Below are 26,984 nucleotides of genomic sequence, written 5' to 3' on the forward strand. Positions count from 1 at the left end.
AGGCGTCAATCACGCTTTCGTGATGCCCTCGATCAGCCACCGCGATGTAGCGCCCCGAAATTTTCTGTCCAGAAAAGTGAACCGGATGCCGGGTCGCTGCGTAACCCTCATAGAACGCAGCTTGCAACTTGCGTCGGGACAACAAAACCGGGGGGTGCGACATGGCACTGGACATGGGTGGAGAATACAGCCTCAGCCGCCGCGCGATGCGGGCGGAACTGCTCGATGCGGAGACGGAACTGAAACTCGCTTACGCCTGGCGCGATCACCGCGATGAAGAGGCGCTTCATCGCCTTGTCACCGCCTACATGCGTCTTGCGATTTCCATGGCCGCCAAGTTCAAACGCTACGGCGCTCCGATGAACGACCTGATCCAGGAAGCGGGGCTTGGCCTGATGAAGGCCGCCGACAAGTTCGACCCCGACCGCGGCGTGCGGTTCTCGACCTACGCTGTGTGGTGGATCAAGGCCTCGATCCAGGATTACGTGATGCGCAACTGGTCGATGGTGCGCACCGGGTCGACCTCGAGCCAGAAATCGCTGTTCTTCAACATGCGCCGCGTTCAGGCCCGGCTCGAGCGCGAGGCGATGGCCTCGGGGCAATCGCTCGACAAGCACCAGCTGCGCCAGATGATCGCCACCGAGGTCGGCGTGCCGCTGCATGACGTCGAGATGATGGAGGGGCGGCTGGCCGGCTCCGACTACTCGCTCAACGCCACGCAGTCGGTCGATGACGAAGGCCGCGAGTGGATCGACGCGCTGGAGGACGATGCCGCGCAGGCGGCCGACATCGTCGAGGACAGCCACGACCGCGAACAGCTGCGCGACTGGCTGATCACCGCGATGCAGGCGCTCAACGACCGCGAACGCTTCATCGTGCGCGAGCGCAAGCTGCGTGACGAGCCGCGGACGCTCGAAAGCCTGGGCTCCGAGCTTGGCCTGTCGAAGGAGCGCGTGCGCCAGCTCGAGGCCGCCGCCTTCGCCAAGATGCGCAAGACGCTCGAGGCGCAGTCGAAGGAGGTTCGGTCATTCTTCGCCGCCTGATCCTTCACGCGCCGCTCGCGCTGCTGGCCGGTCTGTTCGTGCTGTCCGTCGCCACCACCTCGCCGGTGTCGACGGTGGGCACGGACGCCGTGACCGAGGCCGCGCCGCTGCCCATGACACTCGCCTTCCTGCGCTGATCCCGTGCAGGTCGGCCGCTCTACCGTGATCGCGGCGGCCCTTGCCCTTTCGGCCTGGACCGCCGAGGCGCAATCCACCTTGCCCGATATCCTTGCCGCCGCCGGGTCGGCCGAGGTGGTGATCCTCGGCGAGGTGCATGACAACCCCGCCCATCACGTCACGCAGGGCGAGGTGCTGGCCGGTTTCGCGCCATCGGCCATCGTCTTCGAGATGATCTCGGCCGAGGCGGCCGCGCGGATCACGCCGGACCTCGCTGCCGATGCGTCGGCCTTGGCGCTGGCGCTGGACTGGGCCAATTCTGGCTGGCCCGATTTCACCAATTACGCGCCGCTCTTCGCCTTCGGAGCAGAGGTTCCGATCCTTGGCGCGGGCGTGGATCGCGCGGCCGCCCAGGGGGCCTTTGCCGAAGGGGCCGCTGCGGTCTTCCCGGGCGACGCGGCGCGCTTCGGTCTGGACAGGCCGCTGCCCGCCGATGAGCAGGCCACGCGCGAGGCCGAGCAGATGGCGGCGCATTGCGATGCGCTGCCAGAGGATATCCTGCCGGGCTTCGTCGAGGCGCAGCGCCTGCGCGACGCGTCGCTCGCCGCGGCGGCGCTTGCGGCGCTCGAGGCGCATGGCCCGCCGGTTGCGGTCATCACCGGCAATGGCCACGCCCGCCGCGACCGCGGGGTGCCGGCGCTGCTTGCCGTGGCCGCGCCCGAGGTTGCGGTCTTTACCCTCGGCCAGTTCGAGGCCCCGCCCGAGGGCGCTGTGCCCTTCGACCTCTGGACTGTCGCCGAACCGGTGGACCGCCCCGACCCCTGCGCCGTCTTCCGCTGAGGGCGGGGGCCGTTCGGGTTTATCCATTGCCCTCGGGGCGAGGCGGCCCTAACCTCCGCCCGCCTTGGGAAGGGACGGCCATCATGCTGGCGGACAAGCGTATTCTCCTGATCATCGGCGGCGGGATCGCGGCCTTCAAGTCGCTCGACCTGATCCGCCGCCTGCGCGAGCAGGGCGCGACGGTGGTCCCCGTCCTGACGAAAGCGGGCGAGGAATTCGTGACGCCGCTCTCGGCCTCGGCCCTGGCGGCGCAGAAGGTCTACCGAGACCTCTTCGACCTGACGGACGAGGCCGAGATGGGCCATATCGAGTTGAGCCGCGCCGCTGATCTGGTCGTCGTGGCCCCCGCGACCGCCGACCTGATGGCGAAGATGGCCCATGGCCATGCGAATGACCTCGCCTCGACCCTGTTGATGGCGACCGACAAGCGGGTGCTGATCGCGCCCGCGATGAATGTCCGCATGTGGGAGCATCCGGCGACCCAAAGGAACCTCGCCACGCTGCAGGGCGACGGGGTGCTGGTCGTGGGCCCCGACGAGGGCGCGATGGCCTGTGGCGAGTTCGGGCCGGGCCGCATGGCCGAGGTGCCCGAGATCGTCGCCGCCGTCTCCGCCGCGCTGTCGGACGGGCCGCTGAAGGGGCGGCATGTGCTGGTGACCTCCGGCCCGACGCATGAGCCGATCGACCCGGTGCGCTACATCGCCAACCGGTCCTCGGGGGCGCAGGGCACGGCGTTGGCCGCGGCGCTGCGCGATCTGGGGGCAAAGGTCAGTTTCGTGACCGGCCCGGCCAGCGTGCCGCCGCCCGCGGGCGTCGCGGTGATCCGCGTGGAAACCGCGCGCGAGATGGCGGGGGCCGTCAAGGCGGCGCTGCCCGCCGATGCCGCCGTCTTTGCCGCCGCGGTGGCCGACTGGCGCGTCGAGAATGCAGCGGCGCAGAAGATGAAGAAGGACGGCACGGGCCGCCTTCCGTCACTGGAATTCGCCGAGAACCCCGACATCCTGGCCGGTATCGCGCGGATGGGCGAGGGGCGGCCGCGACTGGTCGTGGGTTTCGCCGCCGAGACCGAGCGCGTCGAGGCGCATGCCACCGCCAAGCGCGCGCGCAAGGGCTGCGACTGGATCGTCGCCAATGACGTCTCGCCCGGAACCGGCATCATGGGCGGGGCCGAGAACGCGGTGACGCTGATCACCGAGGCGGGGGCCGAGGCATGGCCGCGCCTGTCGAAGGCCGAGACGGCGCGACGTCTTGCCCTGCGCATCGCCGAGGCCTTGGCCTGAGCCTTTGCCGGGTCATATCCGTATTTGAAGGAAGATGAAGGGGGCTGTGTGACCGTTTCGATAGACGTCATGCGCGAGGATTGGGCCGACCCGGAGGTCGCGCTGCCCGACTACGCGACGGCGGGGGCGGCGGGGGCCGACCTGCGCGCGAACCTGCCCGAGGGGCAGCGGCTGGACGGTCTGCTGTTGAAGCCGGGCGCGCGGATGCTGGTGCCCACCGGATTGCGGGTGGCGATCCCCGAGGGGTTCGAGATGCAGGTCCGCCCGCGCTCGGGCCTTGCGCTGAAGCATGGGGTGGGGCTGCCGAACAGTCCCGGCACGATCGACAGCGATTACCGCGGGCCTTTGGGCGTGATCCTCGTGAACTTCGGGCAGGCCGCGTTCCGCATCCGACATGGCGCGCGCATCGCGCAGGCGGTCGTCGCGCCGGTTGCCCGCGTGAGCTATGCCGAGGTCGCGGCGCTGGATGACACGGCGCGCGGCGGTGGCGGCTTCGGCTCCACGGGGGTCGGCTGATGCTGTTCGTCATCGTCATGGCGGGCGTGCTCTGGGGTATCGGGCACCTGATGAAGGCCCCGGTGCAGGCGCGGCTCTACATGCTGGGGTTGCTCTACATCGCCGTTCTGGGCGTGCAGATCGCCTTGCCCGAAGGCGCGCCCCTGCGCGAGGCGACCGGCGGCTCGCCCGCGCTCTGGCTGCTCCTCGGGGCCTTCGTCCTTCTGGCGCTGGGCTACCGCGCGGTCCTGACCCGGTTGCGCGGGCGGGCCGAGGCGCAGGAGGCCATGCGCGAGGCGGCCGCGCCCGCGGTGCCGAAGGGGCCGTTCACCGACGAGGAACTGGAGCGCTACGCGCGCCACATCACCCTGCCAGAGATCGGCGGCGGCGGTCAGCGCGCCTTGAAGGAGGCGAAGGTGCTGGTGGTCGGGGCAGGCGGCCTCGGCTCGCCCGCGTTGCTTTACCTTGCGGCGGCGGGCGTTGGGCGGATCGGGGTGATCGACGCCGATGTCGTCAGCCTGTCGAACCTGCAACGGCAGGTGATCCACACCGACGCGGGGCAGGGGATGCCCAAGGTCTTCTCGGCACAACAGGCCATCGCCGCGCTGAACCCGCGGATCGACGTCCGGCCGTACAACCGGATGCTGACACCCGAGATCGCGGCGGAGTTGTTCGCCGAGCATGACCTGATCCTTGACGGGACCGATGCCTTCGCCACCCGCGCGATGGTCAATGCCGCCGCCGTGGCCGCCGGGCGGCCCGTGCTGGCGGGCGCGATTTCGGCATGGGAGGGGCAGGTCACGCTCTACGATCCGGCGGGCGGCGCGCCCTGCATGGCCTGCATCTTTCCCGAGGCCCCTGCGCCGGGGCTGGCCGCGACCTGCGCCGAGACCGGCGTGATCGGCGCGCTGCCGGGCGTCGTCGGCTCGATGATGGCACTTGAAGCGGTGAAAGAGGTCACGGGCGCGGGACAGGGCCTGCGCGGGCGGATGCTGATCTATGATGCGCTGCATGGCGAGGCGCGCGAGATCCGGTTGAAGCGGCGCGCCGATTGCGCCGTTTGCGGCGGCGACTGACCGCTTCGGGCGATCCCCTCTCGCAGGCGGGCCGTGGGCGTCCTATGTCTTTCGGCAAAGGAGATTTGCCCCGATGACCAATCCGCTGCTGACCGACTGGACCACCCCCTTTGCCCTGCCGCCCTTCGACGTGATCGAGGACGCGCATTTCGCCCCCGCGATGGAGGCGGCGCTGGAGGAAGGGCGCGCGGCGATCCGTGCCATCGCGGAGAACCCCGAGGCCCCGACATTCTCCAACACGATCGAGGCGCTGGAACTGGCCGATGCCACGCTCGACCGGGTGGCGGGGGTGTTTTACAACCTCGCCGGGTCGGATTCGAACGAGGCGCGGCAGGCCCTGCAGCGCGAGTTCGCGCCGAAGCTGTCGGCCTATTCCTCCGAGATCACCAACAACGCCGCGCTTTTCGCGCGGATCGACGATCTGTGGCAGCGGCGGGACGATCTGGGCTTGAGCGATGAACAGATGCGGGTGCTTTACCTGACGCATCGCGGCTTTGCCCGTTCGGGGGCCGCTTTGGAAGGTGCCGCGCGCGACCGGCTGACCGAGGTGAAATCGCGGCTGTCGGTGCTGGGCACTGAGTTCACGCAGAACCTTCTGGCCGATGAGCGCGACTGGTTCATGCAGCTCACCGAGGCCGACCTTGAGGGGCTGCCCGGTTTCGTCGTCGCCGCCGCCCGCGAAGCGGGGCGCGAGAAGGGGCAGGATGGCCCGGTGGTCACGCTGTCGCGCTCGCTGATCGTGCCCTTCCTTCAGTTCTCCCCGCGCCGCGACCTGCGCGAGACGGCCTACAAGGCCTGGGCCGCGCGGGGCATGAACGGGGGCGCGACCGACAATCGGGGCATCGCCGCCGAGGTGTTGGCGCTGCGCGCCGAGCGGGCGACGCTTCTGGGCTACGACAGTTTCGCGGCCTACAAGCTGGAAACCGAGATGGCGGGCACGCCCGAGGCCGTGCGCGATCTGCTGATGGCGGTCTGGGAGCCGGCCAAGGCGCAGGCCGAGGCGGATGCGGTCAAGCTGACTGCGATGCTGCACGCCGACGGGATCAACGGTGCGTTGGAGGCATGGGATTGGCGCTACTATTCCGAGAAGCGCCGCGCGGCCGAGCATGACCTGAACGAGGCCGAGCTGAAGCCCTATTTCCAGCTCGATGCCATGATCGAAGCGGCCTTCGATTGTGCGAACCGCCTGTTCGGGCTGGAGTTCGCCCCGCTCGACGTGCCGCTTTATCACCCGGATGCCCGCGCCTGGGAGGTCACGCGGAAGGGCCAGCATCTCGCCGTCTTCATCGGCGATTATTTCGCCCGCGGCTCCAAGCGGTCGGGCGCGTGGTGTTCGGCGATGCGCAGCCAGAAGAAGCTGGGCGGCGACGTGCGGCCGATCGTGGTGAATGTCTGCAACTTCGCCAAGGGCGATCCCTGCCTTCTGTCCTATGACGATGCGCGGACGCTGTTCCACGAGTTCGGCCACGCGCTGCACCAGATGCTGTCCGACGTGACCTATGGGTCGATCAGCGGCACCAGCGTGGCGCGCGATTTCGTGGAGCTGCCGAGCCAGCTTTACGAGCACTGGCTGGAAGTGCCCGAGGTGCTGGAGGCGCACGCCCGCCATGCCGAGACGGGCGAGGCGATGCCGCGCGCGCTGCTGGACCGGCTGCTGGCGGCGCAGACCTACGACATGGGGTTCCAGACGGTCGAATATGTCGCCTCGGCGCTGGTCGACCTCGACTTTCACGACGGCGCGGCCCCGGCCGACCCGATGGAGGCGCAGGCCGAGACGCTGGCGCGCATCGGCATGCCCCACGCCATCGGCATGCGCCACGCGACGCCGCATTTCGCCCATGTCTTCGCGGGCGACGGCTATTCCAGCGGCTACTACAGCTACATGTGGTCCGAGGTGATGGACGCCGACGCCTTCGCCGCCTTCGAGGAGGCGGGCGGGCCATTCGACCCGGACACGGCGGCAAAGCTCGAGCGGTTCATCCTGTCGGCAGGCGGCAGCCAGGAGGCGGATGCGCTCTACACCGCCTTCCGCGGGCGGATGCCGGGGGTCGAGGCGCTGTTGAAGGGGCGGGGGTTGGACAAGGCGGCCTGACAAGGAGGGGCGATGCAGGAGATCACCTTCGAGGCGCGCATCCTGCGCAAGCAGGACGATCTTCCGCGCTACGTGGTCGTGGCGCCCGGCCATGTGCCGGGGCGGAGCACGGGGTTTGCCGCGCAGCCCTGGCTGAACGGGGCCGGGCCCTTCGCGCGCAACATCCGACCATGGGGCAAGGGGAGCGATGTGTTCTTCTTCAACCTGACCGAGCCCCAGTGCCGCAAGGCGGGGGTCGAGACGGGCGACCGCGTCCGCATCACGATCCGGCCCGATCCTCCGGCGTAGCGCCCGCGTCCTCGCCCAACTCGCGGGCGAGGAAGGCCTCGAAGGCGTCGAGGTTCACTGGCTCGAACTGGCCGAAGCCCTGCATCCAGACGGACGCGGCTTTCAGCGCGTCGGGCTCCAGCTTGCACCATTTCACGCGGCCACGCTTTTCCTGCGTGATGAGGCCCGCACCGGCGAGGATCGTCAGGTGCTTGGAGATCGCGGCCAGCGACATCTCGAAGGGCTCGGCCACGTCGGTTACCGCCATGTCATCCTCCAGCAGCATGCGCAGGATCTCGCGCCGGGTGGGGTCGGCGAGCGCGGAAAACACGGTGTCGAGCGAGGCAGCCATGCAGGCGGGGTGACAGCCCGCGCGGCTTTCGTCAACCGAACGGTTGAATATCGCTTTTGCCTCGAATTGTGCGCCCGCAGCGCAACAGGGCGTGCGCCACATTTGTCGCACCTCATTAAAGTGCATTAAAAACAAAACTTTGGGGAATTATTGCCGCGTTGCGGCGTGCGTTGACTCCGCGGCGCGCCCGACATAGCGTCCGCGCAACTTCGAAAGGGGGTTCCGTGTCATGACCGGCCCGCGCGACGACGAGCGCCTGAAGGCTCTCGAGGCCCGCATCGCGGCCGCGCGCAAGGCGCAAGACCCGCAACCCCACATGGAGCAGCACTATTCGCAGGCGCAGCTTGCGTGGCGGATGGTGATCGAACTTGTAACCGGTCTCGGGATCGGTTTCGCTATCGGGTTCGGGCTTGACGCGGTCCTTGGAACGCGGCCCTGGCTGATGGTGATCTTCACGGTCCTTGGCTTCATTGCCGGGGTCAAGACAATGACCCGCTCGGCCAAGGAGGTCGAGCGCAAGCAACAGGCGGCGGCAGACCGGTCCGCCGAGGATGAAAAGGGGTAAGCGCGTGGCAACCGAAAGCACCAACACCGCCGCGACAGAGACCAAGGGCAACGGCAAGATGATCGCCTATGTGCTGATCGCGGTCGCGGCCGTCCTCTTCGTTCTTGCCTATGCCGACGGCTACGACAGCCTGTCGATTCACCCGATGGACCAGTTCGAGGTCTCGCCGCTTTTCGGGGGTGACACGGTTCACTGGTATACGCCCACGAACGCGACGCTGTGGATGGGTCTGGCCATCGCGGCCATCGCCGCGCTGATGGTGATGGGCACCAAGGGCCGCGCCGTGATCCCGTCGCGCAGCCAGTCGATGGCGGAGTTGGCCTATGGCTTCATCCGCAAGATGGTCGAGGATGTCGCCGGCAAGGACGCGCTGCCCTACTTCCCCTACATCTTCACGGCGTTCCTGTTCATCCTCTTTGCAAACTTCCTCGCGCTGATCCCGACCAGCTTCTCGCCCACCTCGCACATCGCGGTGACGGTGATCCTGGCGCTGACGGTCTTCCTCAGCGTGACGGTGATCGGCTTCGTCAAGAACGGCGCAGGCTTCCTGAGCCTGTTCTGGGTGTCCTCGGCGCCGCTGCCGCTGCGCCCGATCCTTGCCGTGATCGAGGTGATTTCCTACTGCGTGCGCCCCGTCAGCCACTCGGTGCGTCTGGCCGGTGCCGTCATGGCGGGTCACGCGGTTCTCAAGGTCTTCGCGGGCTTCGCCGGGGCGCTCGGCCTTGCCGGTATCGCGCCCGTCTTCGGGGTGATCGCCATCTATGGTCTCGAGGTGCTGGTCGCCGCGATCCAGGCCTACGTGTTCACCATCCTCACCTGCGTCTACCTCAAGGACGCACTGCACCCGCATCACTGAACGCAGCGGTGGGCGGCACTGCCCACCCTACGGATTTCTCGAACTTCCAACGTAAGGAGATACCATCATGGAAGGCGATATCGCACAACTCGGCCAGTTCGTCGGCGCAGGCATCGCAGGCCTCGGCGCAGGTCTCGCGGCGCTGGGTGTCGGCAACGTTGCCGGCAACTTCCTCGCAGGCGCGCTGCGCAACCCGTCGGCCGCTGCCGGCCAGACCGCAACGCTCTTCATCGGCATCGCATTCGCGGAAGCACTGGGGATCTTCTCGTTCCTCGTCGCGCTCCTGCTGATGTTCGCCGTCTGATCGACGCCTGAACCTTCATCCTTACGTCCGGGGCGCCTGCATCATCGCGGGCGCTCCGGTGGGTTTCCGGTTCCAGGAGGACGCACATGGCTGATGACGCCACCACGGGTGCCGCCGCAGGCGGTGAGGCTGGCATCCCGCAGCTCGACTTCGCCACCTTCCCCAACCAGATCTTCTGGCTGGTCGTGGCGCTTGTTGCAATCTACTTCATCCTGAGCCGCGTCGCGCTGCCCCGGATCGCATCGGTTCTGGCCGAGCGTCAGGGCACACTGACCAATGACCTCGCCGCTGCCGAAGACCTCAAGCGGCAGGCCGTCGAGGCCGAAGAGGCCTACAACAAGGCGCTGGCCGATGCCCGTGCCGAGGCCGCGAAGATCGCCGAGGAGACCCGCGCGGGCATCCAGGCGCAGCTGAACGAGGCCATCGCCCATGCCGATGCCGAGATCGCTGCGAAATCGGCCGAGAGCGAAGCCCGCATCGCCGAGATCCGCGCCGGCGCGCTGCAAAGCATCGAAGATGTCGCCCGCGATGTCGCGGCCGACGTGGTCAACGCCGTAGCACCCGGTCAGTCGGTCGATGCCGATGCGCTGGCCGCCGCGGTGTCCGAGCGGGTGAAGGGGTAAGACCATGAAAACCAGCCTGACCCTGATCCTGGCGACGGTCGCCGCCACCCCCGCGCTCGCCGCGGAAGAGGGCTACAGCTATCCCAAGGGCCTGTTCCAGCCGTCGCTCGGGAACACGGACTTCGTCGTTCTGATCGGCTTCCTGCTGTTCATTGCGATCATCTTCTACTTCAACGTCCCCGCGATGCTGGGCGGTTTGCTGGACAAGCGGGCCGAAGGCATCAAGTCGGACCTCGACGAAGCCCGCGCCCTGCGCGAAGAGGCGCAGACGCTTCTGGCCAGCTACGAGCGCAAGCAGCGCGAAGTCGCCGACCAGGCGGAGCGGATCGTCGCCCAGGCCAAGGCCGATGCCGAGGCCGCCGCCGAGGAGGCGAAAGCCAACCTCGAGAAGTCGATTGCCCGCCGCATGCAGGCCGCCGAGGACCAGATCCAGAGCGCCGAGGACAAGGCCGTGCAATCCGTGCGCAACCGCGCCGTGGAGGTTGCGATTGCCGCGGCTGCCGCGACGATCGGCAAGAGCATGGCTGCTGCCGATGCCAACAAGCTGATCGACGCCTCGATCGGCGAAGTGGAACGCCGCCTGCACTGAGCGGACGCAGCGCGACACGCATGAAACCCCGGATCGTCGATCCGGGGTTTTTTCATGGGTAATGTCCTCAGGTGCCGTGGCGCGCGGCCCATGTGGGCATCGGATCGCCCGGCGCGGCCGCCGCCGAATACACGCCACGCGCGATGGCGCGGGCAAGGCAAAGCGCCGCCATGTGGCCCAGCATCAGCGGTGTGCCGACCGGGTCGGCGAGCGGGCGCGCGCCCGTGGCCGCGGCAAAGACAAGGTCGCCGTCCATCGGCGTATGGCTGGGCCAGATCGCGCGGGCCATGCCGTCGTGGGCGGCCACGGCCATGCGCGTCGCCTGTGCCTGCGTCAGGGCGGCATCGGTGGCCACGATGGCGATGGTGGTGTTGCGGCTGTCGCCGCCCTTGACCGGCGGCACCGCGGTCGGGTCGAAGGCCGCGGCCGGGCCGAGGCCGCCGAACTCTCCCTCCATCTCGAAGGGGGCGGCCCAGAACCGTGGCCCTTCGCCCACCGTCACCCGCCCCAGCGCGTTCACGGCGACCAGTGCGCCCACCGTGTAGCCGTTCCACGTGGCCGAGGCCGAGCCGAGACCGCCTTTCAGATCGGCGATCAGCGCGCCTGTTCCAGCGCCTTCCGAGCCGAGTGTGAACCCCTCTGCCGCGGCTCCAAGCGCCTCGCGCCCCAGCCGTTTGTAGGGGTTCTCGGGCCAATCCTTGTCGCCGCCGTTGATCAGGTCGAACAGGATCGCGCCCGGCACGATCGGCACGGTCTGGTCACCCACCGCAAAGCCGCGCCCCTGCGCGCGCAATGCGTCCGCCACGCCCGAGGCCGCATCGAGGCCGAAGGCCGAGCCGCCCGAAAGGACCAGCGCGTCGGCCTCCTGCACGGTCTTGTCGGGGGCAAGGAGGTCGGTCTCGCGCGTGCCGGGCGCGCCGCCCATCACGTGAACGGCGGCGGTGAAGGGCCGGTCGCCGACCAGCACGCTCACGCCGGTCTTGATCCGGTCGTCGCGCGCGTTGCCCACGCGCAGGCCCGCGACATCGGTGATCAGGTTGCGCGGGCCGGGGCGGATCATGGCGCGCCCCTGTCTTCGACCATGTGCGGAACGCGCCCGCGCCAGACCCCGAGGAAGGGCAGCGCCGCAGTGGGCTGCACGGGGCAGGACAGCCCCGGATAGGCCGCCGGAAGGATCAGGATGATCGTGTTGCGCCCCATGGCCCGCGCCGCGATATCGTCGGCGGTTTCGGGGTCGAAGCGCGCGCATAGCCGCGTGATCGGCGCGCCGCGGATGACCTCGACATGGGTCAGGTCGAGCGAGGGGCACTCGGCCAGCAGCTGCGCGAAAGCGTCGGGTTGGCTGGCGAAATCGCCCGCGTGCACGGTGATGTCGGCGGGCAGGTCGTGGCGCGTCCAGCCGGTCAAATGCAGCGCCCCCCGTCCACCTCCAGCGCCGTGCCGGTGATCATGCCGGCCGCGTCCGAGCACAGGAAGGCCGCGGCCTCGCCCATGTCCTGCGGCGTGGAGAAGCGCCCCAGCGGGATGGTCGAGAGGAACTTCGCCCGCATCTCGGGCGTGTCCTCGCCCATGAAACTGGCGAGCAACGGGGTTTCGCCCGCCACCGGGCAAAGCGCGTTCACGCGGATGCCGTGGGGGGCCAGCTCGACCGCCATGGTCTTGGTCGCGGTCACCATCCAGCCTTTGCTGGCGTTATACCAGTTCAGCCGGGGCCGCGGCGACAGCCCCGCGGTCGAGGCGATGTTGAGGAACGCGCCTGCACCCGCCGCCTTCATCCCCGGCACGATCTCCCGCGCGGTCAGGTAGACGGATTTCGCGTTCACGGCGAGGACGCGGTCGAACTCCTCTTCCGTCACCTCCTCCATCGGTTTCGGCAGATGGGTGATGCCCGCGTTGTTCACCAGCACGTCGATCCGGCCCCAGCTCGCCCGCGCCGCCTCGGCCATGGCTGCGACCGATGCGCCGTTGGCGACGTCCACGACCTGCGCCATTCCGCCGATCTCTTCCGCGACGGCGGTGGCGGCGCTCTCGTTGATGTCGGCCACCATCACCTGCGCGCCCTCGCGCGCGAAGATCCGCGCGATCCCCGCGCCGAAGCCCGAACCCGCGCCAGTCACGATGGCCGTCTTGCCCTCAAGCGTCATTGCCCTGTTCCTCCCTCAGGCTGTCCAGCGCCGCGCGCAGCTCCTCGGGCATGGGCAGCGCCTGCCGTGCCTCGAGGTCGAAATAGACCGAGACATTCTCGGCCTGAAACACGGTCGCGCCATCGCCCATGCGGATCATGCGATGCCCGAAGCGCGCCGATTTGGTGCCCACATGCAGCACGCGGCTTTCGATGGTGAAGACCTCGCCCGCCAGCATCTCGGACCGGTAATCGGCCTCGATATGCGCGGCGACGAAAGAGCGCCGCGTCGCGTCGATCTCGCGGCGGCCAAGGCCCGCGGCGGCCTGCAGCGCGAACATCGCGTCCGAGACCGCGTCGATATAGGCGGCCACGTTCATGTGGCCGAGGATGTCGCAATCGCGTGGTGCCACGGGGCGGCGGAGCGTCTGCATCGTGTCAGCCCCGCGCCATGTCGATGGTCCGCGCGCGCCGCATCGGCCAAAAGGCGACAAGCGCACCGAGCCCGCCGGCAAGGTAGCTTGCGTCATGCATGAAGCCCGCGCGCAGGAAATCGCGGCGCGCGACGCCCTCGGGCGGCTCGAGGTAGCCGTCGAGAAGCCCCGTTGCCTCCACCGCGATGCCGCCGACAAGCCCCGCCAGCGCGGCGAAGGTGGCCAGCACCAGCACAAGCCCGATCGCCCCGATCCCGGCGGCGAGGTAGCTTTGCGGTTTCGGCACGGCGAATAGGCCATAGAGGAAGGCGGGCAGCGCGACGGCGGCGCCCATCCACCAGCTTGCCATCGCGCCGACCTGCGCCGCGCCGATCCTTGGGGCGGTGCCTTGGGCGATGCCGAACTGGTCGAATTTCAGGCTCAGGAAATAGTCGGGGCCGACGGTATAGCTCAGCTGGTTGTGCAGCGCGCCGAAGATGGCGGCCGAGAGCGCGGCCAGCGCGATCAGCAGGAAGAAGGTGGGGAATTTTCCAAGGCGCATGGCCGCTCCGGTCATCTGGTTTCGTTCAGCCTAGCGGGGGCCGCGGGGGGCGTCCATCGCTCAGCCGTGATGGGCGGCGACGGTCTTGAGGCTGGTGAAGGCATAGAGCGCCTCGAACCCCTTCTCGCGGCCATGGCCCGACAGACCCGTGCCGCCGAAGGGCAGCTCCACCCCGCCCGCGGCCCCGTAGTTGTTGAGAAACACCTGCCCCGCGCGCAGGCGTTTGGCCAGCCGCATCTGGCGGCTTCCGTCGCGGGACCAGACCGAGGCGACGAGGCCATAGGGCGTGCCGTTGGCGATGCGGATGGCGTCGTCCTCGTCCTCGAAGGGCAGGATGATCTGGACGGGGCCGAAGATCTCTTCCTGCGCAAGCGGGTGGTCGGGGCCGGGGCCTGCGATGAGGGCGGGGGCGATGTAGTGGCCGCCCTCGGGCAGACCCTCGGCCAGTTGCCCGCGCGCGAGGATATGGGCCGGATCGGCCATGGCGAGGTATCGCTCGACGATGCCTTTCTGCCGGGCTGAGATCAGGGGCCCGGTGCGAAGGTCGGCCATGGCGGGCCCGGTGGTGAGGGCGCGATAGGCCGCGGCCATCCGCTCGCAAACCTCGGCGTAGATGGACCGTTCCACGAGGATGCGAGAGGAGGCCGAACAGGTCTGCCCGGCGTTCTGGATGCCCGCGTTGACAAGGAACGGGAGCGCCGCGTCGAGGTCCGCGTCGGCAAAAACCAGCTGCGGAGACTTCCCGCCCAGCTCAAGCGTGACCGGCACCACGTTTTCGGCGGCGGCGGCTTGCACCTTGCGCCCCGTGGCGACCGAGCCGGTGAAGCTCAGGTGCCGCACCCCCGGATGCGCGGTCAGCGCCGCGCCCGCCTCGAGCCCGAGGCCGGGCACCACGTTCAGAGCGCCCGCGGGCAGGCCCGCCTGATGCGCCAGATCGGCGAAGGCCAGCGCGGTCAGGCAAGCCTCTTCCGCCGGCTTCAGGACACAGGCGTTCCCGGTGGCCAGCGCCGCGCCGACGGAACGCCCGATGATCTGCATCGGGTAGTTCCAGGGCACGATATGGCCGGTGACGCCATGCGGCTCGCGCAGGGTGTAGACGGTGAAACCGTTCTGGAACGGGATCGTTTCGCCCATCAGCTTGTCGGCGGCACCTGCGTAGAACTCGCAATAGCGCGCCAGCGCGATCACGTCGTTGCGCGCCTGTGTCAGGGGCTTGCCGACGTCCGTCGCCTCCATCTCGGCAAGCTGGTCGATGTGCTCGAGGACAAGCTGCCCGAGCCGGGCGAGGATGCGGCCACGCTCGAAGGCAGGCATTGCGCCCCAATCGCCCGCTAGCGCGGCTTCGGCTGCGGTGACGGCGGCGTCGATGTCGGCGGCGGTGCCGCGGGCGATGCGGGCGACCTCGGCCCCGGTCGAGGGGTCGATGACGGGCAGCGTCTCGCCGCTGGCGCAGGGCTGCCAGTGTCCGCCGATGAAGATGCGGGAGGGATCGAACCAGGGTGTCATGCTTGGGCCTCCGTCAGGTCGGGGAGCCGCGGGGCGGCGGCGAGGAGTTGGCGGGTGTAGGGGTGCGCGGGGGCGTCGAAGACCGCTTCGGTCGGCCCCTCCTCGACGATCTCACCCGATTGCATGACCAGAACGCGGTCGGTGATGGCGCGGACCACGGTCAGGTCGTGGGAGATGAAGAGGTAGGAGAGGCCGAACGCGTCCTGCAACTCGGCCAGCAGGTCGAGGATGCGGGCGCGCACCGAGACATCGAGCGCCGAGACGGCCTCGTCCAGCACCAAGATGCGGGGCCGGGTGATGAGGGCGCGGGCGATGGCGATGCGCTGGCGCTGACCGCCCGAGAACTCGTGCGGATACTTGGCCATGTCATCGGGCGAGAGATGGACGGCGCGCAGCGCCTCGGCCACGCGGGCGCGGCGGTCTTCGCCCTTGGGCGCGTCGGTCAACAGGTGGAAGGGCTCGGCGACCAGGCGCTCGACGCGCCAGCGGGGGTTGAAGCTGCCGTAGGGGTCCTGGAACACCACCTGGATACCGGCGCGCAGCTCCGGCGGCATGACCGGCACGATGGAGCGCCCGAAGAGCCGGATGTCGCCGCCCTGCACGGGGTCGAGCCCGAGAATGGCACGCGTCAGCGTGGACTTGCCGCAGCCGCTTTCACCCACAAGGCCCAGGCTTTCGCCCTTGTGCAGCTCGAAGCTGACGCCTTTCACGGCTTCGACCGGCGGGCCGCGGCGGAAGCCCTGGCGCGGGCCGGGGTAGTGGCGGTGGACGCTCTCGACGGCCAGCAGCGGCTCGGGCGCGCCCTGTGGCGCACGGTCGGGCGCGTGGGAGGAGGCGGCGAAAAGCGCACGGGTGTAGGGGTGGCGACGCTCGGCCAGCACCTGCGCGGTCGGGCCGGTTTCGACGATCTCGCCCCGGTTCATCACCGCGATGCAGTCGGCCATGTCGGCGACCACGGCAAGGTCATGGGTGATGACGAGAAGCGACATGCCTTCCTCGGCCACGAGGTCTTTCAGGAGGTCGAGGATCTGCGCCTGTGTCGTGACGTCGAGCGCGGTGGTCGGCTCGTCCGCGATCAGCAGGCGCGGATGGAGCGCGATGGCGGCGGCGATGCAAACGCGCTGACGCTGCCCGCCGCTCAGCTCATGGGGGTAACGGTCGAGCGCGACATGGGACAGGCCCACGCGGTCGAGACGGTCGCGGGCGATGCGGCGGGCTTGCGCGCCCTTGGCCTTGCCGTGGATCGTCAGCGTCTCGGCCACCTGGTCGCCGATGGTCTGCACGGGGTTCAGCGCCGTCATCGGCTCCTGGAAGATCATGGCGATGTCACTGCCGCGCAGGCGGCAGAGATCGGGCTCGGAAAGGGTCAGCAGGTCGGTGCCGTCGAGCCGCGCTGCGCCGGTTGTCTCGGCACCGCGGGGCAGGAGGCCCATCAGCGCCAGCGCGGTCATCGACTTGCCCGAGCCGCTTTCGCCGACGAGGCCGAAGATCTCGCCCGGCGTGATCTTCAGCGTCACCGCGCGCAGGATAGGGGTGCCGTGGATCGACAGCGACAGGCGGTCGAGCGAGATCATGCCGCGCCCCCGAATTTTCGTACGAAAATTCGCATTATGTGATTATTCGTACGAATAATCATCCGCGCCCCCGCCGCAGCCGCGGGTCGAGCGCATCGCGCAGCCCGTCGCCCATCAGGTTCAGCCCCAGCACCATCAGTACGATGGCAAGGCCCGGCAGCACGGCGAGCATCGGGTGGGTGTAGATCATCGTCTGCGCCTCGGCCAGCATCCGCCCCCAGCTGGGCGTAGGCGGCTGCGCGCCGAGGCCCACGTAGCTCAACGCCGCTTCGGCGAGGATGCCGAGCGAGAACTGGATCGTGGCCTGCACGATCAACAGGTTCATGAGGTTGGGCAGGACGTGTTCGACGCTGATCCTCAGCTTGCCCTTTCCGGCGGTGCGGGCGGCGAGAATGTAGTCGAGCGTCCAGAGCGGCAGCGCGCCGCCGCGGGCGACGCGGGCGAAGACGGGGATGTTGAAGATGCCGATGGCGAGGATCGCGTTGGTGGCCGACGGCCCGTAGCGGGCGGTGATCAGGATGGCGATGACAAGGCTGGGAAAGGCAAAGATCAGGTCATTGCCGCGCATGATGATCTCGTCGAGAGGGCTGCCGCGGCTGGCGGCGGCGGCCAGCCCGAGCGGCACGCCGAGCGCCACGCCGATGCCAACGGCGATCAGTGCCACGGCAATGGAGGTCTGTGCGCCGACCATCAGCATCGAAAGCAGGTCGCGGCCCAGCTGGTCGGTGCCCAGCCAATGCGTGCCCGAGGGCGGTTGCAGCCGCGTGGCGATGGAGACACCGGTGATCGGATGCGGGATCCAGACGAGGGACAGGAGGGCCACGGCGAGGAACACGCCCGAAAGCGCGGCACCGATCAGGAGGGCGGGGGGCAGGCGGCTCATCTGCGCCTCAGCCTCGGGTCGACCAGCGCATAGGCGAGGTCGACGAGGAAGGTCACGAGGATCACGGCGAAGACCAGCAGCATGGTGACCGATTCCACCACGATCAGGTCGCGCTGGGTGATGCCCTGGAAGATCAGCCGCCCCAGGCCGGGCAGGAAAAAAACGTTCTCTATGATGATCGCGCCCGCGATGAGAAAGGAGAATTGCAGACCGATGATCGTCAGAACCGGGATCAGCGCGTTCCGAAGCGCGTGGCGGCGGATCGCCTGCGCTCGGCTCAGGCCCTTGGCGCGCGCGGTGCGGATGTAATCCTGGTCGAGCGTCTCGAGCAGAGCCGAACGCATGACGCGCGCGAGGATCGAGGCTTGTGGCAAGGCAAGCGCCACGGCGGGGAGCGTCAGCGCCTTGAGGGCTGCGGCCGGGTTGTCCCAGCCGGGAAAGCCCCCCGCCGAGAACCAGCGCAGGGTGACGGCGAAGAGCAGCACGAGCAGCATGGCGAACCAGAAATTCGGGATGGCGATGCCCAGCTGGGTGGCACCCATGATGCCGTAGTCGGTGGCCGTGCCCCGCGTCGCCGCGGCAAGGATGCCGATGGGAAAGGCGATCAGCGTCGACAGGGTCAGCGCGTAGACCGCCAGCGGCAGCGAGACCCAGAGCCGGTCCAGCACCAGCTCGGCCACCGGCACGCGGTAGGTGTAGGAGATGCCGAAATCCCCCGTCAGCATGCCGGTGATCCAAACGACGTATCGGTCGAGGGCCGAGCCGTCGAGGCCCAGCTCGGCCCGGAGCGCGGCGAGGTTCTCCTCGGTCGCGTTCAGCCCCATCATGAAGGCCGCCGGATCGCCCGGAATGACCTCGATCAGCGCGAATATGACCACGCTCGCCACCACGAGGCTGAGGCCGAGGGACAGGGCCCGGAGAAGAAGGTAACGCGCCATGGCCGGAGGCTAGACCGGGGTCATCGCGGAGGCCAGAGGGAAGACGCCGCCGGGTTGACAGAGGGTGCGGCGGGGCCTGACCCTTCTGTAAATCGAACGGCAACGGAGCCCGCCATGCCCGATCCCGATCTTGAAACCGCCTATGCCATCGACGGGCCGGAGGGCGCGCGCAAGCTCTATGCCGACTGGGCCGAGACCTACGACGACGGGTTCGGCACGACCTATGGTTATGTCGCCCCGCGCGAGGTTGCGCGCATCTACCGCGCGCTGGGCGTGGATGCGCCGGTTCTGGACGTCGGGGCAGGGACGGGCCTTGTCGCGGCGCATCTGGGCGGGCTTGTCGCCGATGCGCTCGACATCTCGCCCGAGATGCTGGCCGTCGCGGCGGGCAAGGGGCTTTATCGCGCCACGATCGAGGCCGACCTGACCCGCGTCCTGCCCCTGCCGGATGGCGCTTACGGCGGCGTGATCTCGGCCGGAACCTTCACCCACGGCCATGTCGGACCCGAGGCCTTGCCCGAACTGTTGCGTGTCGCCGCCCGAGATGCGCTGTTCGTCTGCGGCACGAAGCCCGATGTCTTCGACCAGATGGGATTCGGCTCGGCACTTGCCGGATTGCAGGCCTCCGGGCGGATCACGCCCCTGCGCTTCTTCGATATCCCGATCTACGAGGCGGCGGACCACCCTCATGCCGCCGACCGTGGCCTTGTCATGACCTTCCGCAAGACCTGAGCCGGCCGCACGGGCTGGCCGCTTTGCCGCGGCGCAGCGAATTGACAAGGACACAATATTGTCCATATACCCCGACGAACGGAATAAAGTTGCAAAGATGCCTGCGCATCCGCCCTGAAGGAGCCCGCCCATGACCGCCCCCACGCGTGACAAACCCTGGCTCATCCGCACCTATGCGGGCCATTCCACGGCCAAGGCCTCGAACGCGCTCTATCGCGGGAACCTTGCCAAGGGGCAGACGGGCCTGTCGGTCGCCTTCGACCTGCCGACGCAGACCGGTTACGACAGCGACCACGTGCTCGCGCGTGGCGAAGTGGGCAAGGTGGGCGTGCCGGTCAGCCACCTGGGAGACATGCGGACGCTCTTCGACGAGATCCCGCTCGAGCAGATGAACACCTCGATGACGATCAACGCGACCGCGCCCTGGCTTCTGGCGCTCTATATCGCTGTTGCCGAGGAACAGGGCGCGGATGTCACGCAACTGCAGGGCACCGTTCAGAACGACCTGATGAAGGAATACCTGAGCCGCGGCACCTATATCTGCCCGCCGAAACCCAGCCTCGCCATGATCGCGGACGTGGCCGAATACTGCTATTCGAACGTCCCGAAATGGAACCCGATGAACGTGTGTTCCTACCACCTGCAGGAGGCGGGCGCGACGCCGGAGCAGGAACTGGCCTTTGCGCTGGCCACCGCGATTGCCGTTCTGGACGAATTGCGCCCCCGCGTTCCGGCCGAGGATTTCCCGGTGCTGGTCGGCCGGATCTCGTTTTTCGTGAACGCGGGCATCCGTTTCGTCACCGAGATGTGCAAGATGCGTGCCTTCGTCGATCTTTGGGACGAGATCTGCGAAACGCGCTACGGCGTGACCGATCCGAAATACCGCCGCTTCCGCTACGGGGTGCAGGTCAATTCGCTCGGTCTGACCGAGCAGCAGCCGGAAAACAACGTCTATCGCATCCTGATCGAGATGCTGGCCGTGACGCTGTCGAAAAAGGCGCGGGCGCGGGCCGTGCAATTGCCCGCCTGGAACGAGGCGCTTGGCCTGCCGCGGCCCTGGGACCAGCAATGGTCGATGCGGATGCAGCAGATCATGGCTTTCGAAACCGACCTGCTGGAATACGGCGACCTGTTCGATGGCAATCCCGTGGTGGATGCCAAGGTCGAGGAACTGAAGCAGGGCGCCCGCGCGGAATTGGCGAGCCTCGACACGATGGGCGGGGCGATCGCGGCGATCGATTACATGAAGGCGCGGCTGGTCGAGAGCAACGCCGACCGTGTGAACCGGATCGAGCGGGGCGAAACCGTCGTTGTCGGCGTGAACAAGTACACCGCCAGCGAACCCTCGCCGCTGATGGGCGAGGATGGCGGCATCATGGTGGTCGATCCGGCGGTCGAGCAGGACCAGATCGACCGCTTGCACGCATGGCGGGCCGGGCGCGACGACGGCGCGGTGACGGCTGCGCTGGCCGATCTGCGGGCAGCGGCGGCCGAGGGGCGCAATGTCATGCCGGCGTCCATCGCCGCTGCGAAAGCGGGCGTCACGACCGGCGAATGGGCGGGCGTGATGCGCGCGGTCCATGGCGAGTATCGCGGGCCGACCGGCGTGTCGAAATCCATGTCCAACAAGACCGAGGGTCTGGAGGAGATCCGCAGCGCCGTCGATGCGGTGAGTGATCGTCTCGGGCGGCGGCTGAAATTCCTTGTCGGAAAGCCCGGGCTCGACGGCCATTCCAATGGCGCGGAGCAGATCGCCTTCCGTGCGCGGGATTGCGGGATGGATATTTCCTACGAGGGCATTCGCCTGACACCCGAGGAAATCGTGGCCGCCGCCCGCGCGGAAGAGGCCCATGTCATCGGCCTGTCGATTCTCTCAGGCAGCCATATCCCCTTGATCGAAGAGGTGATGCACCGCCTGCGCGAAGCCGGGATGGATCACGTTCCCGTCATGGTTGGCGGTATCATTCCCGATGAGGACGCCGCGAAACTCCGGTCCTTTGGCGTGGCGCGGGTTTATACGCCCAAGGATTTCGAATTGAACCGAATCATGATGGATATCGTGGCCCTTGCCGACCCAAGGCAGATCGCGGCCGAGTAAGGTCTTCTCAGCCGACGATATGGCCCTTTTTTGAAGTTTCTTGCTTTTCGGCCCGGTTTCCGGCTAGTTCGAATCGCACTCAAGCAAAGGGACGCAAAAACATGGCCAAAGCCATCGAGAATATGAACCTCGAGGAATTGCAGGCGCATCAAAAAGAAGTGGAAGCCGCACTGAAAGGGTATGAGAAAAAGCGCAAGACCGAGGCGCTTGCCGCGGTGCGTGAAACCGCCCGTCAGCATGGCTTCACGCTCGAGGATCTTCTGGGAACCAAGGGCCCTGCGAAATCCGGCGCCAAGGGCGTTGCGAAATACGCCAATCCGGCCGATCCGTCCCAGACCTGGACCGGCCGCGGCCGTCAGCCCAACTGGGTGAAAGAGGCGCTGGAGGCAGGCAAATCTCTCGAGTCCATGGCCATTTGAGGTCATGACGGTCCACATCGGTGCGAAGCCGGGGGAGATCGCCGAAACGATTCTGATGCCGGGCGATCCCCTCAGGGCGAAATGGGCGGCCGAGACATTCCTTGAAGACCCCGTTTGCGTGAACGAGGTTCGGGGAATGCTCGGCTATACCGGGACGTGGCGGGGCAATCGCGTCACGATCCACGGGTCGGGCATGGGAATGCCCAGCCTGTCGATCTACGCGAATGAACTGATCCGCGATTACGGCGCACAGACGCTGATCCGCATCGGCTCGGCCGGGGCGATGCAGCAGGTCGTGCGCCTGCGCGACATCGTGCTGGCGATGACATCGTCCACGCTGTCAACGCCGTCGCGGGGCATGTTCAAGGAATTGAACTATGCGCCCTGCGCCGATTTCGGCCTCCTGCAGGCCGCCCATGCGGCGGCAGCGGCCAAGGGCATCCCGACCCATGTGGGCGGCATCTATTCGTCGGACGTGTTCTACGACGAACGCCCGGATCTCAACGAACAGATGATGCGTCACGGCATCCTCGCCGTGGAGATGGAGGCGGCCGAGCTTTACACCCTGGCCGCACGCTACGGGCGGCGGGCGTTGGCGGTGCTGACGATCTCGGATCACCTGATCACCGAAGAGGCGCTGCCGTCGGAAGACCGGCAGTCGAGCTTCTCGGACATGGTCGAGATCGCGCTGGAAGCGGCCTTCGCCTGACGCGCAAAACGGGCGTTTTGCCAATCGAAAAACTGCAGTTTTTCGCGCCGGAAAACGCGCGTTTTCCGGCGCGCTCAGCCCCGCAGGAGGCGCTTGAGGATACGTTCGAGCTTGGCTGCGCCAAGCGGCGCCATCGCCTTGGTGTGCTCGTGGCTGATCTGCTCGTCCGACAGGCCTGCGGCCTTGTTGGTGATGGTCGAGATCGCCGCCACCCTCAGGCCGAGGAACCGCGCGAGGATCACCTCCGGCACCGTCGACATGCCCACCGCATCCGCGCCCAGGGTGCGGATCGCGCGGATTTCCGCGGGCGTCTCGAAGGAGGGGCCGGAATACCAGGCGTAGACGCCTTCCATCAGTGGGATGTCCTCGGCCTCGGCGGCGGCCTTCAGGGCCGCGCGCATCCCCGGATCATGCGCCTCGGTCATGGGCACGAAGCGCGCGTCGGTCTTCTCGCCGATCAGCGGGTTGAGGCCCGAGAAGTTGATGTGATCCGACAGCAGCATCAGGTCGCCCGGATCGAGGTCGGGGTGCATGGACCCCGCCGCATTGGTCAGGATCAGCCGCTCGCCCCCCAGCGCCTTGAGCACCTCGAGCGGCAGGCGCATCGCGTCGCCCCGGCCGCTTTCGTAGTAATGCGCGCGCCCCCCGAAGACGGCGACGCGGGTGCCCTCCAGCTTACCGATCACCAGCTTGGGGTTGTGGCCCGACACCCCCGCATGGGGAAAGCCGGGCAGGTCGGTGTAGTCGATGGCGACGCCATCCACCTCGTCGGCGATATGGCCAAGGCCCGAGCCGAGAACGAAGCCATAGGCGGGCGGCTCCGCGCCCGCGCGCTCGCGGATCAGGGCAGCGAGGTCTTCAGCGTTCCTTGACATAGGGCTCCCCCCCGGCGCGCGGCGGAATGGCCTTGCCCACAAGGCCCGCCAGCACGATGACGACAAGAATATAGGGCAGCGCCTGCATGAACTGCACGGGCACGACCAGCTCGCCCAGCTGGATGTTCTGGAAGCGGTTGCCGACCGCGTCGAAGAATCCGAAGAGCAGACAGGCCGAGAGCGCATACCACGGCCGCCACTTGGCGAAGATCAGCGCGGCCAGTGCGATGAAGCCGCGCCCCGCGCTCATGTCCTTGACGAAGCCCGCGTTCAGCGCGGTCGCCAGATAGGCGCCCGCCAGCCCGCAAAGCACGCCCGCGATCATCACGGCGGCGTAGCGCAGCCCGACGACCGAGATACCGGCGGTGTCCACGGCGGCGGGGTTCTCGCCCACCGCGCGCAGGCGCAGGCCGAAGCGCGTGCGGTAGAGCGCCCACCAGGTCAGCGGCACGATCAGAAGCGCGGCGTAGACGATGATCGAATGGCCCGAGATCAGTTCCGAGTAGATCTGCCCCAGCGGGCCCTGCTGGGCGATGTCGCGGATGCGGGTGGCAGCACCCGGCAGCTCGACGTTGGCGAAACGCGCATCCGAGGGCAGTTGCGGGGTGCGCCCGCCTTGCTGGAACCATGTCTGCGCGATGACCACGGTCAGGCCCGCGGCAAGGAAATTGATCGCCACGCCCGAGATCAGCTGGTTGCCGCGGAATGTGATCGAGGCCGCGCCATGCAGCCCCGCCAGCACCATCGAGGCCGCGATCCCCGCCAGCAGCCCGATCCAGACCGATCCGGCGGTGAAGGCGATGGCCGCCGAGAAGAAGGCCGCGGCGAGCATCTTGCCCTCGAGCCCGATGTCGAAGATGCCCGCGCGCTCGGACCACAGCCCGGCGAGACAGGCGAGCAGGAGCGGCGTGGCCAGACGGACGGTCGAGTCGAGGATCTGCAGGACGGTCAGGAAATCCATGGTCTCACTCCGCCGGGGTTTGGCTCTGGCCCGCCTCGCGGCGGCGCCTCAGCGACAGGAACAGGCTTTCCATGGGCATCCGCACCATGTTGTCGAGCGCGCCCGTGAACAGGATCACGAGCGCCTGGATCACCACCACCATCTCGCGGCTGATCGCGGGCATCTCGAACTGCAATTCCGCGCCGCCCTGGTAAAGTGCTCCGAAGAGAAGTGCTGCCAGAACCACGCCCACGGGGTGCGAACGGCCCATCAGCGCCACCGCGATGCCGACGAAGCCCGCCCCTTCGACGAAGTCGAGGACCAGCCGCTCGGCCTCGCCCATCACGACGTTGATCGCCATCATGCCGGCCAGCCCACCCGAGATCAGCATGGTGATCATGATGATCTTGGTGGGGTTGATGCCTGCATAGACGGCCGCCGTCTGCGACTGGCCGAAGGCGCGGATCTCGTAGCCGAGACGTGTCTTCCAGATCAGCAGCCAGACGCCGACGCAGGCCAGAAGCGCGATGAAAAAGGCGAAGTTCAGCGGCGCAGAGGTGCCGAAGCCGAGGAAGCCCGCGAAATCCGATGCGGTGGGCAGGTTGGTCGCCTCGGCGAAGCGGGCGCTTTCGGGGGCCATCGAGCCCTCGACGCGGAAGACGTTGACCAAAAGGTAAACCAGCAGCGCCGAGGCGATGTAGTTGAACATGATCGTGGTGATCACGATGTGGCTGCCGCGCTTGGCCTGCAGGTAGGCGGGCACCGCCGCCCAGGCCGCGCCGAAGGCCGCGGAAAACAGGATCGCCGCCAGAAGCGCGATGGTCCAATGCGGCCAGGCCACGCCCAGCAGGATGATCGCCACGCCAAGCCCCCCGATGGCGGCCTGTCCCTCGCCCCCGATGTTGAAGAGCCGCGCGTGGAAGGCGACGGCGACGGCCAGCCCGGTGAAGATGAAGTTGGTCGCGTAGTAGAGCGTGTAGCCCCAGCCATAGGCCGAGCCGAAGGCACCCTGCACCATGACCTGCATCGCGCGCCACGGGCTTTCCCCGATCAGCGCCACGACAAGGCCCGAGACCACCAGCGCCAGGACCACGCTGATCAGCGGGATCAGGATGATGTCGGCCCATTTCGGCATCTTGTCCATCAGGCGGCCCCCTCGGTCCGGGTATCGGTCACGCCGGCCATCAACAGGCCCAGCTCGTTCTCGTTGGTCTCGGAGGGCAGGCGCTCGCCCATCAGCTTGCCGTCGAACATGACCGCGATGCGGTCCGACAGGCCCATGATCTCGTCCAGTTCCACCGACACCAGCAGGATCGCCTTGCCCTGATCGCGCAGCGCGATGATCTGGCTGTGGATGAACTCGATCGCGCCGATATCGACGCCGCGCGTCGGCTGGCCGACAAGCAACAGGTCGGGCGCGCGGTCCATCTCGCGGGCGACGACGATCTTCTGCTGGTTGCCGCCAGAGAAGTTGCGTGCAGGCAGGCGCGGGTTCGGCGGGCGGACGTCGTAGCGCGCCATCTTGTCGGCGCAATCGGCCTTGATCGCGGCGTGGTTCATCAGCATCCCCGAATTGAATTTCGGGTCCTTGTGATAGCCGAAGGCGACGTTTTCCCAGGCCTCGAAGGCCATGATCAGCCCCTCGTCCTGCCGGTCCTCGGGGACATGCCCGATCCCGCGCGCGCGCCGTGTCTGGCCGTCGGAGTGCTTGCCGGTCAGGTCGATGGCCTCGTTGTGCAGCGTGACGCTGCCGCCCTGCGCCGGGATCATGCCGCCCAGCACCTCCAGAAGCTCGGTCTGCCCGTTGCCCGCAACGCCCGCGATGCCGAGGATCTCGCCCGCGCGGATCTCGAAGGAGACACCCTTGAGCCGCTCGACCCCGCCGCGCACGACGCGCAGGTTGTCGACCTTCAGCACCACGTCGCCGGGCTGCGCGGGGGCCTTTTCCACGCGCAGAAGCACCTTGCGGCCCACCATCATCTCGGCCAGCTCGGCGGGCGAGGTGTCGGCGGTCCTGACCGTGTTCGTCATCTCGCCGCGGCGCATCACGCTGACGGTGTCGGTGATCTCCATGATCTCGCGCAGCTTGTGGGTGATCAGGATGATCGTCTTGCCCTCTTCCTTGAGCCGCTCGAGGATGCGGAAAAGCTGGTCGGCCTCGGAAGGGGTCAGAACGCCCGTGGGCTCGTCGAGGATCAGGATATCGGCGTGGCGGTAGAGCTGCTTGAGGATCTCGACGCGCTGCTGGTGGCCGACGCTCAGGTCTTCGATGATCGCGTCGGGGTCGACCTTCAGCCCGTATTCCTCGGACAGCTCGGTCAGAAGCTTCCGCGCCTTGGCGATGGACGGGGTCAGAAGCGCGCCATCCTCGGCCCCGAGGATCACGTTCTCGACCACGGTGAAATTCTCGACCAGCTTGAAATGCTGGTGGACCATCCCGATGCCGGCGCGGATCGCGGCCTGGCTGTCGGGGATGGGGGTGGGTTTGCCGTTGATGAAGATCTCGCCCCGGTCGGCCTTGTAGAAGCCGTAGAGGATCGACATCAGCGTCGACTTTCCCGCGCCGTTCTCGCCCACGATGCCGTGGATCGTGCCGCGCGCGACGGACATCGAGATGTCCTTGTTCGCCTGCACGGGGCCGAAGGCCTTTGAGATGCCTTTCAGCTCGATTGCGGGGGCGGGTGTCGTCATGGGAACCTCTGATGGGCGGTTCT

At 67.8% G+C, this 26,984-nt stretch carries 30 protein-coding genes; 16 read left to right on the forward strand and 14 right to left on the reverse strand.

Features of this window, described 5'->3' with window-relative positions:
* The first annotated feature begins 161 nt into the window (after positions 1 to 161).
* The 7 genes from QQK83_RS05245 (at position 162) to QQK83_RS05275 (ending at position 7,231) form a co-directional block, all read left to right on the forward strand.
* Positions 162 to 1,043, forward strand: a complete 882-nt coding sequence (locus QQK83_RS05245; protein ID WP_284262356.1) for an RNA polymerase factor sigma-32 — start codon at positions 162 to 164, stop codon at positions 1,041 to 1,043.
* 141 nt (positions 1,044 to 1,184) lie between these two features.
* Positions 1,185 to 2,000, forward strand: coding sequence for a ChaN family lipoprotein (locus QQK83_RS05250; RefSeq protein ID WP_284262357.1), 816 nt, complete (start codon positions 1,185 to 1,187; stop codon positions 1,998 to 2,000).
* 83 nt (positions 2,001 to 2,083) lie between these two features.
* Complete coding sequence (coaBC, locus tag QQK83_RS05255) at positions 2,084 to 3,280, forward strand: bifunctional phosphopantothenoylcysteine decarboxylase/phosphopantothenate--cysteine ligase CoaBC (RefSeq protein ID WP_284262358.1); 1,197 nt, start codon at positions 2,084 to 2,086, stop codon at positions 3,278 to 3,280.
* Positions 3,281 to 3,349: 69 nt separating this feature from the next.
* Positions 3,350 to 3,796 (forward strand): dUTP diphosphatase, encoded by a 447-nt coding sequence (gene dut, locus QQK83_RS05260; RefSeq protein ID WP_417750335.1) that lies wholly within the window; start codon positions 3,350 to 3,352, stop codon positions 3,794 to 3,796.
* Positions 3,796 to 4,851 (forward strand): HesA/MoeB/ThiF family protein, encoded by a 1,056-nt coding sequence (locus QQK83_RS05265; protein WP_284262360.1) that lies wholly within the window; start codon positions 3,796 to 3,798, stop codon positions 4,849 to 4,851. Before dut ends, QQK83_RS05265 begins: the two co-directional genes overlap by 1 nt.
* 73 nt (positions 4,852 to 4,924) lie before the next feature.
* Positions 4,925 to 6,943 carry a M3 family metallopeptidase gene (locus QQK83_RS05270; RefSeq protein WP_284262361.1) on the forward strand — a complete coding sequence of 673 codons (2,019 nt, stop codon included), beginning with the start codon at positions 4,925 to 4,927 and terminating at the stop codon, positions 6,941 to 6,943.
* 12 nt (positions 6,944 to 6,955) lie between these two features.
* Positions 6,956 to 7,231, forward strand: a complete 276-nt coding sequence (locus QQK83_RS05275) for a hypothetical protein (protein ID WP_284262362.1) — start codon at positions 6,956 to 6,958, stop codon at positions 7,229 to 7,231.
* On the opposite strand, the gene QQK83_RS05280 is transcribed toward QQK83_RS05275, so the two are convergent.
* Positions 7,203 to 7,562: an ArsR/SmtB family transcription factor gene (locus QQK83_RS05280; protein ID WP_284262363.1), complete on the reverse strand. Its 360-nt coding sequence runs from the start codon at positions 7,560 to 7,562 to the stop codon at positions 7,203 to 7,205. The genes QQK83_RS05275 and QQK83_RS05280 overlap by 29 nt on opposite strands.
* A 229-nt stretch (positions 7,563 to 7,791) precedes the next feature.
* On the opposite strand from QQK83_RS05280, the gene QQK83_RS05285 reads away from it, so the two are divergent.
* From QQK83_RS05285 to QQK83_RS05305, 5 genes are all read left to right on the forward strand, one after another.
* Entirely contained in the window at positions 7,792 to 8,127 is a 336-nt protein-coding gene (locus QQK83_RS05285) for an AtpZ/AtpI family protein (protein ID WP_284262365.1), read from the forward strand.
* Between the two features lie 58 nt (positions 8,128 to 8,185).
* On the forward strand, positions 8,186 to 8,983 hold the full coding sequence (locus tag QQK83_RS05290) for a F0F1 ATP synthase subunit A (RefSeq protein WP_417750336.1): 798 nt from the start codon (positions 8,186 to 8,188) through the stop codon (positions 8,981 to 8,983).
* Between the two features lie 67 nt (positions 8,984 to 9,050).
* Positions 9,051 to 9,287: a F0F1 ATP synthase subunit C gene (locus QQK83_RS05295; protein ID WP_277824472.1), complete on the forward strand. Its 237-nt coding sequence runs from the start codon at positions 9,051 to 9,053 to the stop codon at positions 9,285 to 9,287.
* Positions 9,288 to 9,373: 86 nt separating this feature from the next.
* Positions 9,374 to 9,910 carry a F0F1 ATP synthase subunit B' gene (locus QQK83_RS05300; protein ID WP_284262369.1) on the forward strand — a complete coding sequence of 179 codons (537 nt, stop codon included), beginning with the start codon at positions 9,374 to 9,376 and terminating at the stop codon, positions 9,908 to 9,910.
* Between the two features lie 4 nt (positions 9,911 to 9,914).
* Positions 9,915 to 10,499, forward strand: a complete 585-nt coding sequence (locus QQK83_RS05305) for a F0F1 ATP synthase subunit B (protein WP_284262370.1) — start codon at positions 9,915 to 9,917, stop codon at positions 10,497 to 10,499.
* 67 nt (positions 10,500 to 10,566) lie between these two features.
* Here the strand turns inward: QQK83_RS05305 and QQK83_RS05310 are convergent, their stop codons facing one another.
* Genes QQK83_RS05310 through QQK83_RS05350 form a run of 9 tightly spaced genes read right to left on the reverse strand, consistent with a single transcriptional unit; the run spans position 10,567 to position 18,497 of the window.
* Positions 10,567 to 11,559, reverse strand: a complete 993-nt coding sequence (locus QQK83_RS05310) for a P1 family peptidase (RefSeq protein ID WP_284262371.1) — start codon at positions 11,557 to 11,559, stop codon at positions 10,567 to 10,569.
* A complete protein-coding gene (locus QQK83_RS05315; protein WP_284262372.1) occupies positions 11,556 to 11,906 on the reverse strand; it encodes a hypothetical protein in 351 nt (116 codons plus the stop codon). The genes QQK83_RS05310 and QQK83_RS05315 overlap by 4 nt, the downstream gene beginning before the upstream one ends.
* Positions 11,903 to 12,643: a glucose 1-dehydrogenase gene (locus tag QQK83_RS05320; RefSeq protein WP_284262373.1), complete on the reverse strand. Its 741-nt coding sequence runs from the start codon at positions 12,641 to 12,643 to the stop codon at positions 11,903 to 11,905. Before QQK83_RS05320 ends, QQK83_RS05315 begins: the two co-directional genes overlap by 4 nt.
* Complete coding sequence (locus QQK83_RS05325) at positions 12,633 to 13,055, reverse strand: acyl-CoA thioesterase (protein ID WP_284262375.1); 423 nt, start codon at positions 13,053 to 13,055, stop codon at positions 12,633 to 12,635. Before QQK83_RS05325 ends, QQK83_RS05320 begins: the two co-directional genes overlap by 11 nt.
* Positions 13,056 to 13,059: 4 nt before the next feature.
* A complete protein-coding gene (locus QQK83_RS05330; RefSeq protein ID WP_284262377.1) occupies positions 13,060 to 13,611 on the reverse strand; it encodes a hypothetical protein in 552 nt (183 codons plus the stop codon).
* Positions 13,612 to 13,656: 45 nt separating this feature from the next.
* Complete coding sequence (locus tag QQK83_RS05335; RefSeq protein ID WP_284262378.1) at positions 13,657 to 15,102, reverse strand: aldehyde dehydrogenase family protein; 1,446 nt, start codon at positions 15,100 to 15,102, stop codon at positions 13,657 to 13,659.
* Positions 15,099 to 16,676, reverse strand: a complete 1,578-nt coding sequence (locus tag QQK83_RS05340; protein ID WP_284262380.1) for an ABC transporter ATP-binding protein — start codon at positions 16,674 to 16,676, stop codon at positions 15,099 to 15,101. The genes QQK83_RS05335 and QQK83_RS05340 overlap by 4 nt, the downstream gene beginning before the upstream one ends.
* A 58-nt stretch (positions 16,677 to 16,734) precedes the next feature.
* Positions 16,735 to 17,559, reverse strand: coding sequence for an ABC transporter permease (locus QQK83_RS05345; RefSeq protein ID WP_284262382.1), 825 nt, complete (start codon positions 17,557 to 17,559; stop codon positions 16,735 to 16,737).
* The gene (locus QQK83_RS05350; protein WP_284262383.1) at positions 17,556 to 18,497 is read right to left on the reverse strand and encodes an ABC transporter permease; all 942 of its coding nucleotides are present in this window, start codon (positions 18,495 to 18,497) and stop codon (positions 17,556 to 17,558) included. Before QQK83_RS05350 ends, QQK83_RS05345 begins: the two co-directional genes overlap by 4 nt.
* A gap of 114 nt (positions 18,498 to 18,611) precedes the next feature.
* Here QQK83_RS05350 and QQK83_RS05355 point away from each other — a divergent pair, with 114 nt between their 5' ends.
* From QQK83_RS05355 to deoD, 4 genes are all read left to right on the forward strand, one after another.
* Positions 18,612 to 19,229, forward strand: coding sequence for a class I SAM-dependent DNA methyltransferase (locus tag QQK83_RS05355; RefSeq protein WP_284262384.1), 618 nt, complete (start codon positions 18,612 to 18,614; stop codon positions 19,227 to 19,229).
* Positions 19,230 to 19,359: 130 nt separating this feature from the next.
* The gene (locus tag QQK83_RS05360) at positions 19,360 to 21,327 is read left to right on the forward strand and encodes a protein meaA (RefSeq protein ID WP_284262386.1); all 1,968 of its coding nucleotides are present in this window, start codon (positions 19,360 to 19,362) and stop codon (positions 21,325 to 21,327) included.
* 101 nt (positions 21,328 to 21,428) lie between these two features.
* Positions 21,429 to 21,746, forward strand: a complete 318-nt coding sequence (locus QQK83_RS05365; protein WP_284262388.1) for an H-NS histone family protein — start codon at positions 21,429 to 21,431, stop codon at positions 21,744 to 21,746.
* 4 nt (positions 21,747 to 21,750) lie between these two features.
* Positions 21,751 to 22,455 (forward strand): purine-nucleoside phosphorylase, encoded by a 705-nt coding sequence (gene deoD, locus QQK83_RS05370; RefSeq protein ID WP_284262389.1) that lies wholly within the window; start codon positions 21,751 to 21,753, stop codon positions 22,453 to 22,455.
* A gap of 74 nt (positions 22,456 to 22,529) precedes the next feature.
* Here deoD and QQK83_RS05375 read toward each other — a convergent pair whose 3' ends face one another.
* The 4 genes from QQK83_RS05375 to QQK83_RS05390 are packed head-to-tail and all read right to left on the reverse strand — an operon-like array spanning position 22,530 to position 26,961.
* Complete coding sequence (locus QQK83_RS05375) at positions 22,530 to 23,330, reverse strand: purine-nucleoside phosphorylase (protein WP_284262390.1); 801 nt, start codon at positions 23,328 to 23,330, stop codon at positions 22,530 to 22,532.
* On the reverse strand, positions 23,314 to 24,291 hold the full coding sequence (locus tag QQK83_RS05380; RefSeq protein ID WP_284262391.1) for an ABC transporter permease: 978 nt from the start codon (positions 24,289 to 24,291) through the stop codon (positions 23,314 to 23,316). The genes QQK83_RS05375 and QQK83_RS05380 overlap by 17 nt, the downstream gene beginning before the upstream one ends.
* A gap of 4 nt (positions 24,292 to 24,295) precedes the next feature.
* Entirely contained in the window at positions 24,296 to 25,414 is a 1,119-nt protein-coding gene (locus QQK83_RS05385) for an ABC transporter permease (RefSeq protein ID WP_284262392.1), read from the reverse strand.
* Complete coding sequence (locus tag QQK83_RS05390) at positions 25,414 to 26,961, reverse strand: ABC transporter ATP-binding protein (protein WP_284262393.1); 1,548 nt, start codon at positions 26,959 to 26,961, stop codon at positions 25,414 to 25,416. The genes QQK83_RS05385 and QQK83_RS05390 overlap by 1 nt, the downstream gene beginning before the upstream one ends.
* Positions 26,962 to 26,984: the final 23 nt, after the last annotated feature.

The sequence above is a fragment of the Roseicyclus amphidinii genome (assembly GCF_030163755.1).
GTDB lineage: Bacteria > Pseudomonadota > Alphaproteobacteria > Rhodobacterales > Rhodobacteraceae > Roseicyclus > Roseicyclus amphidinii.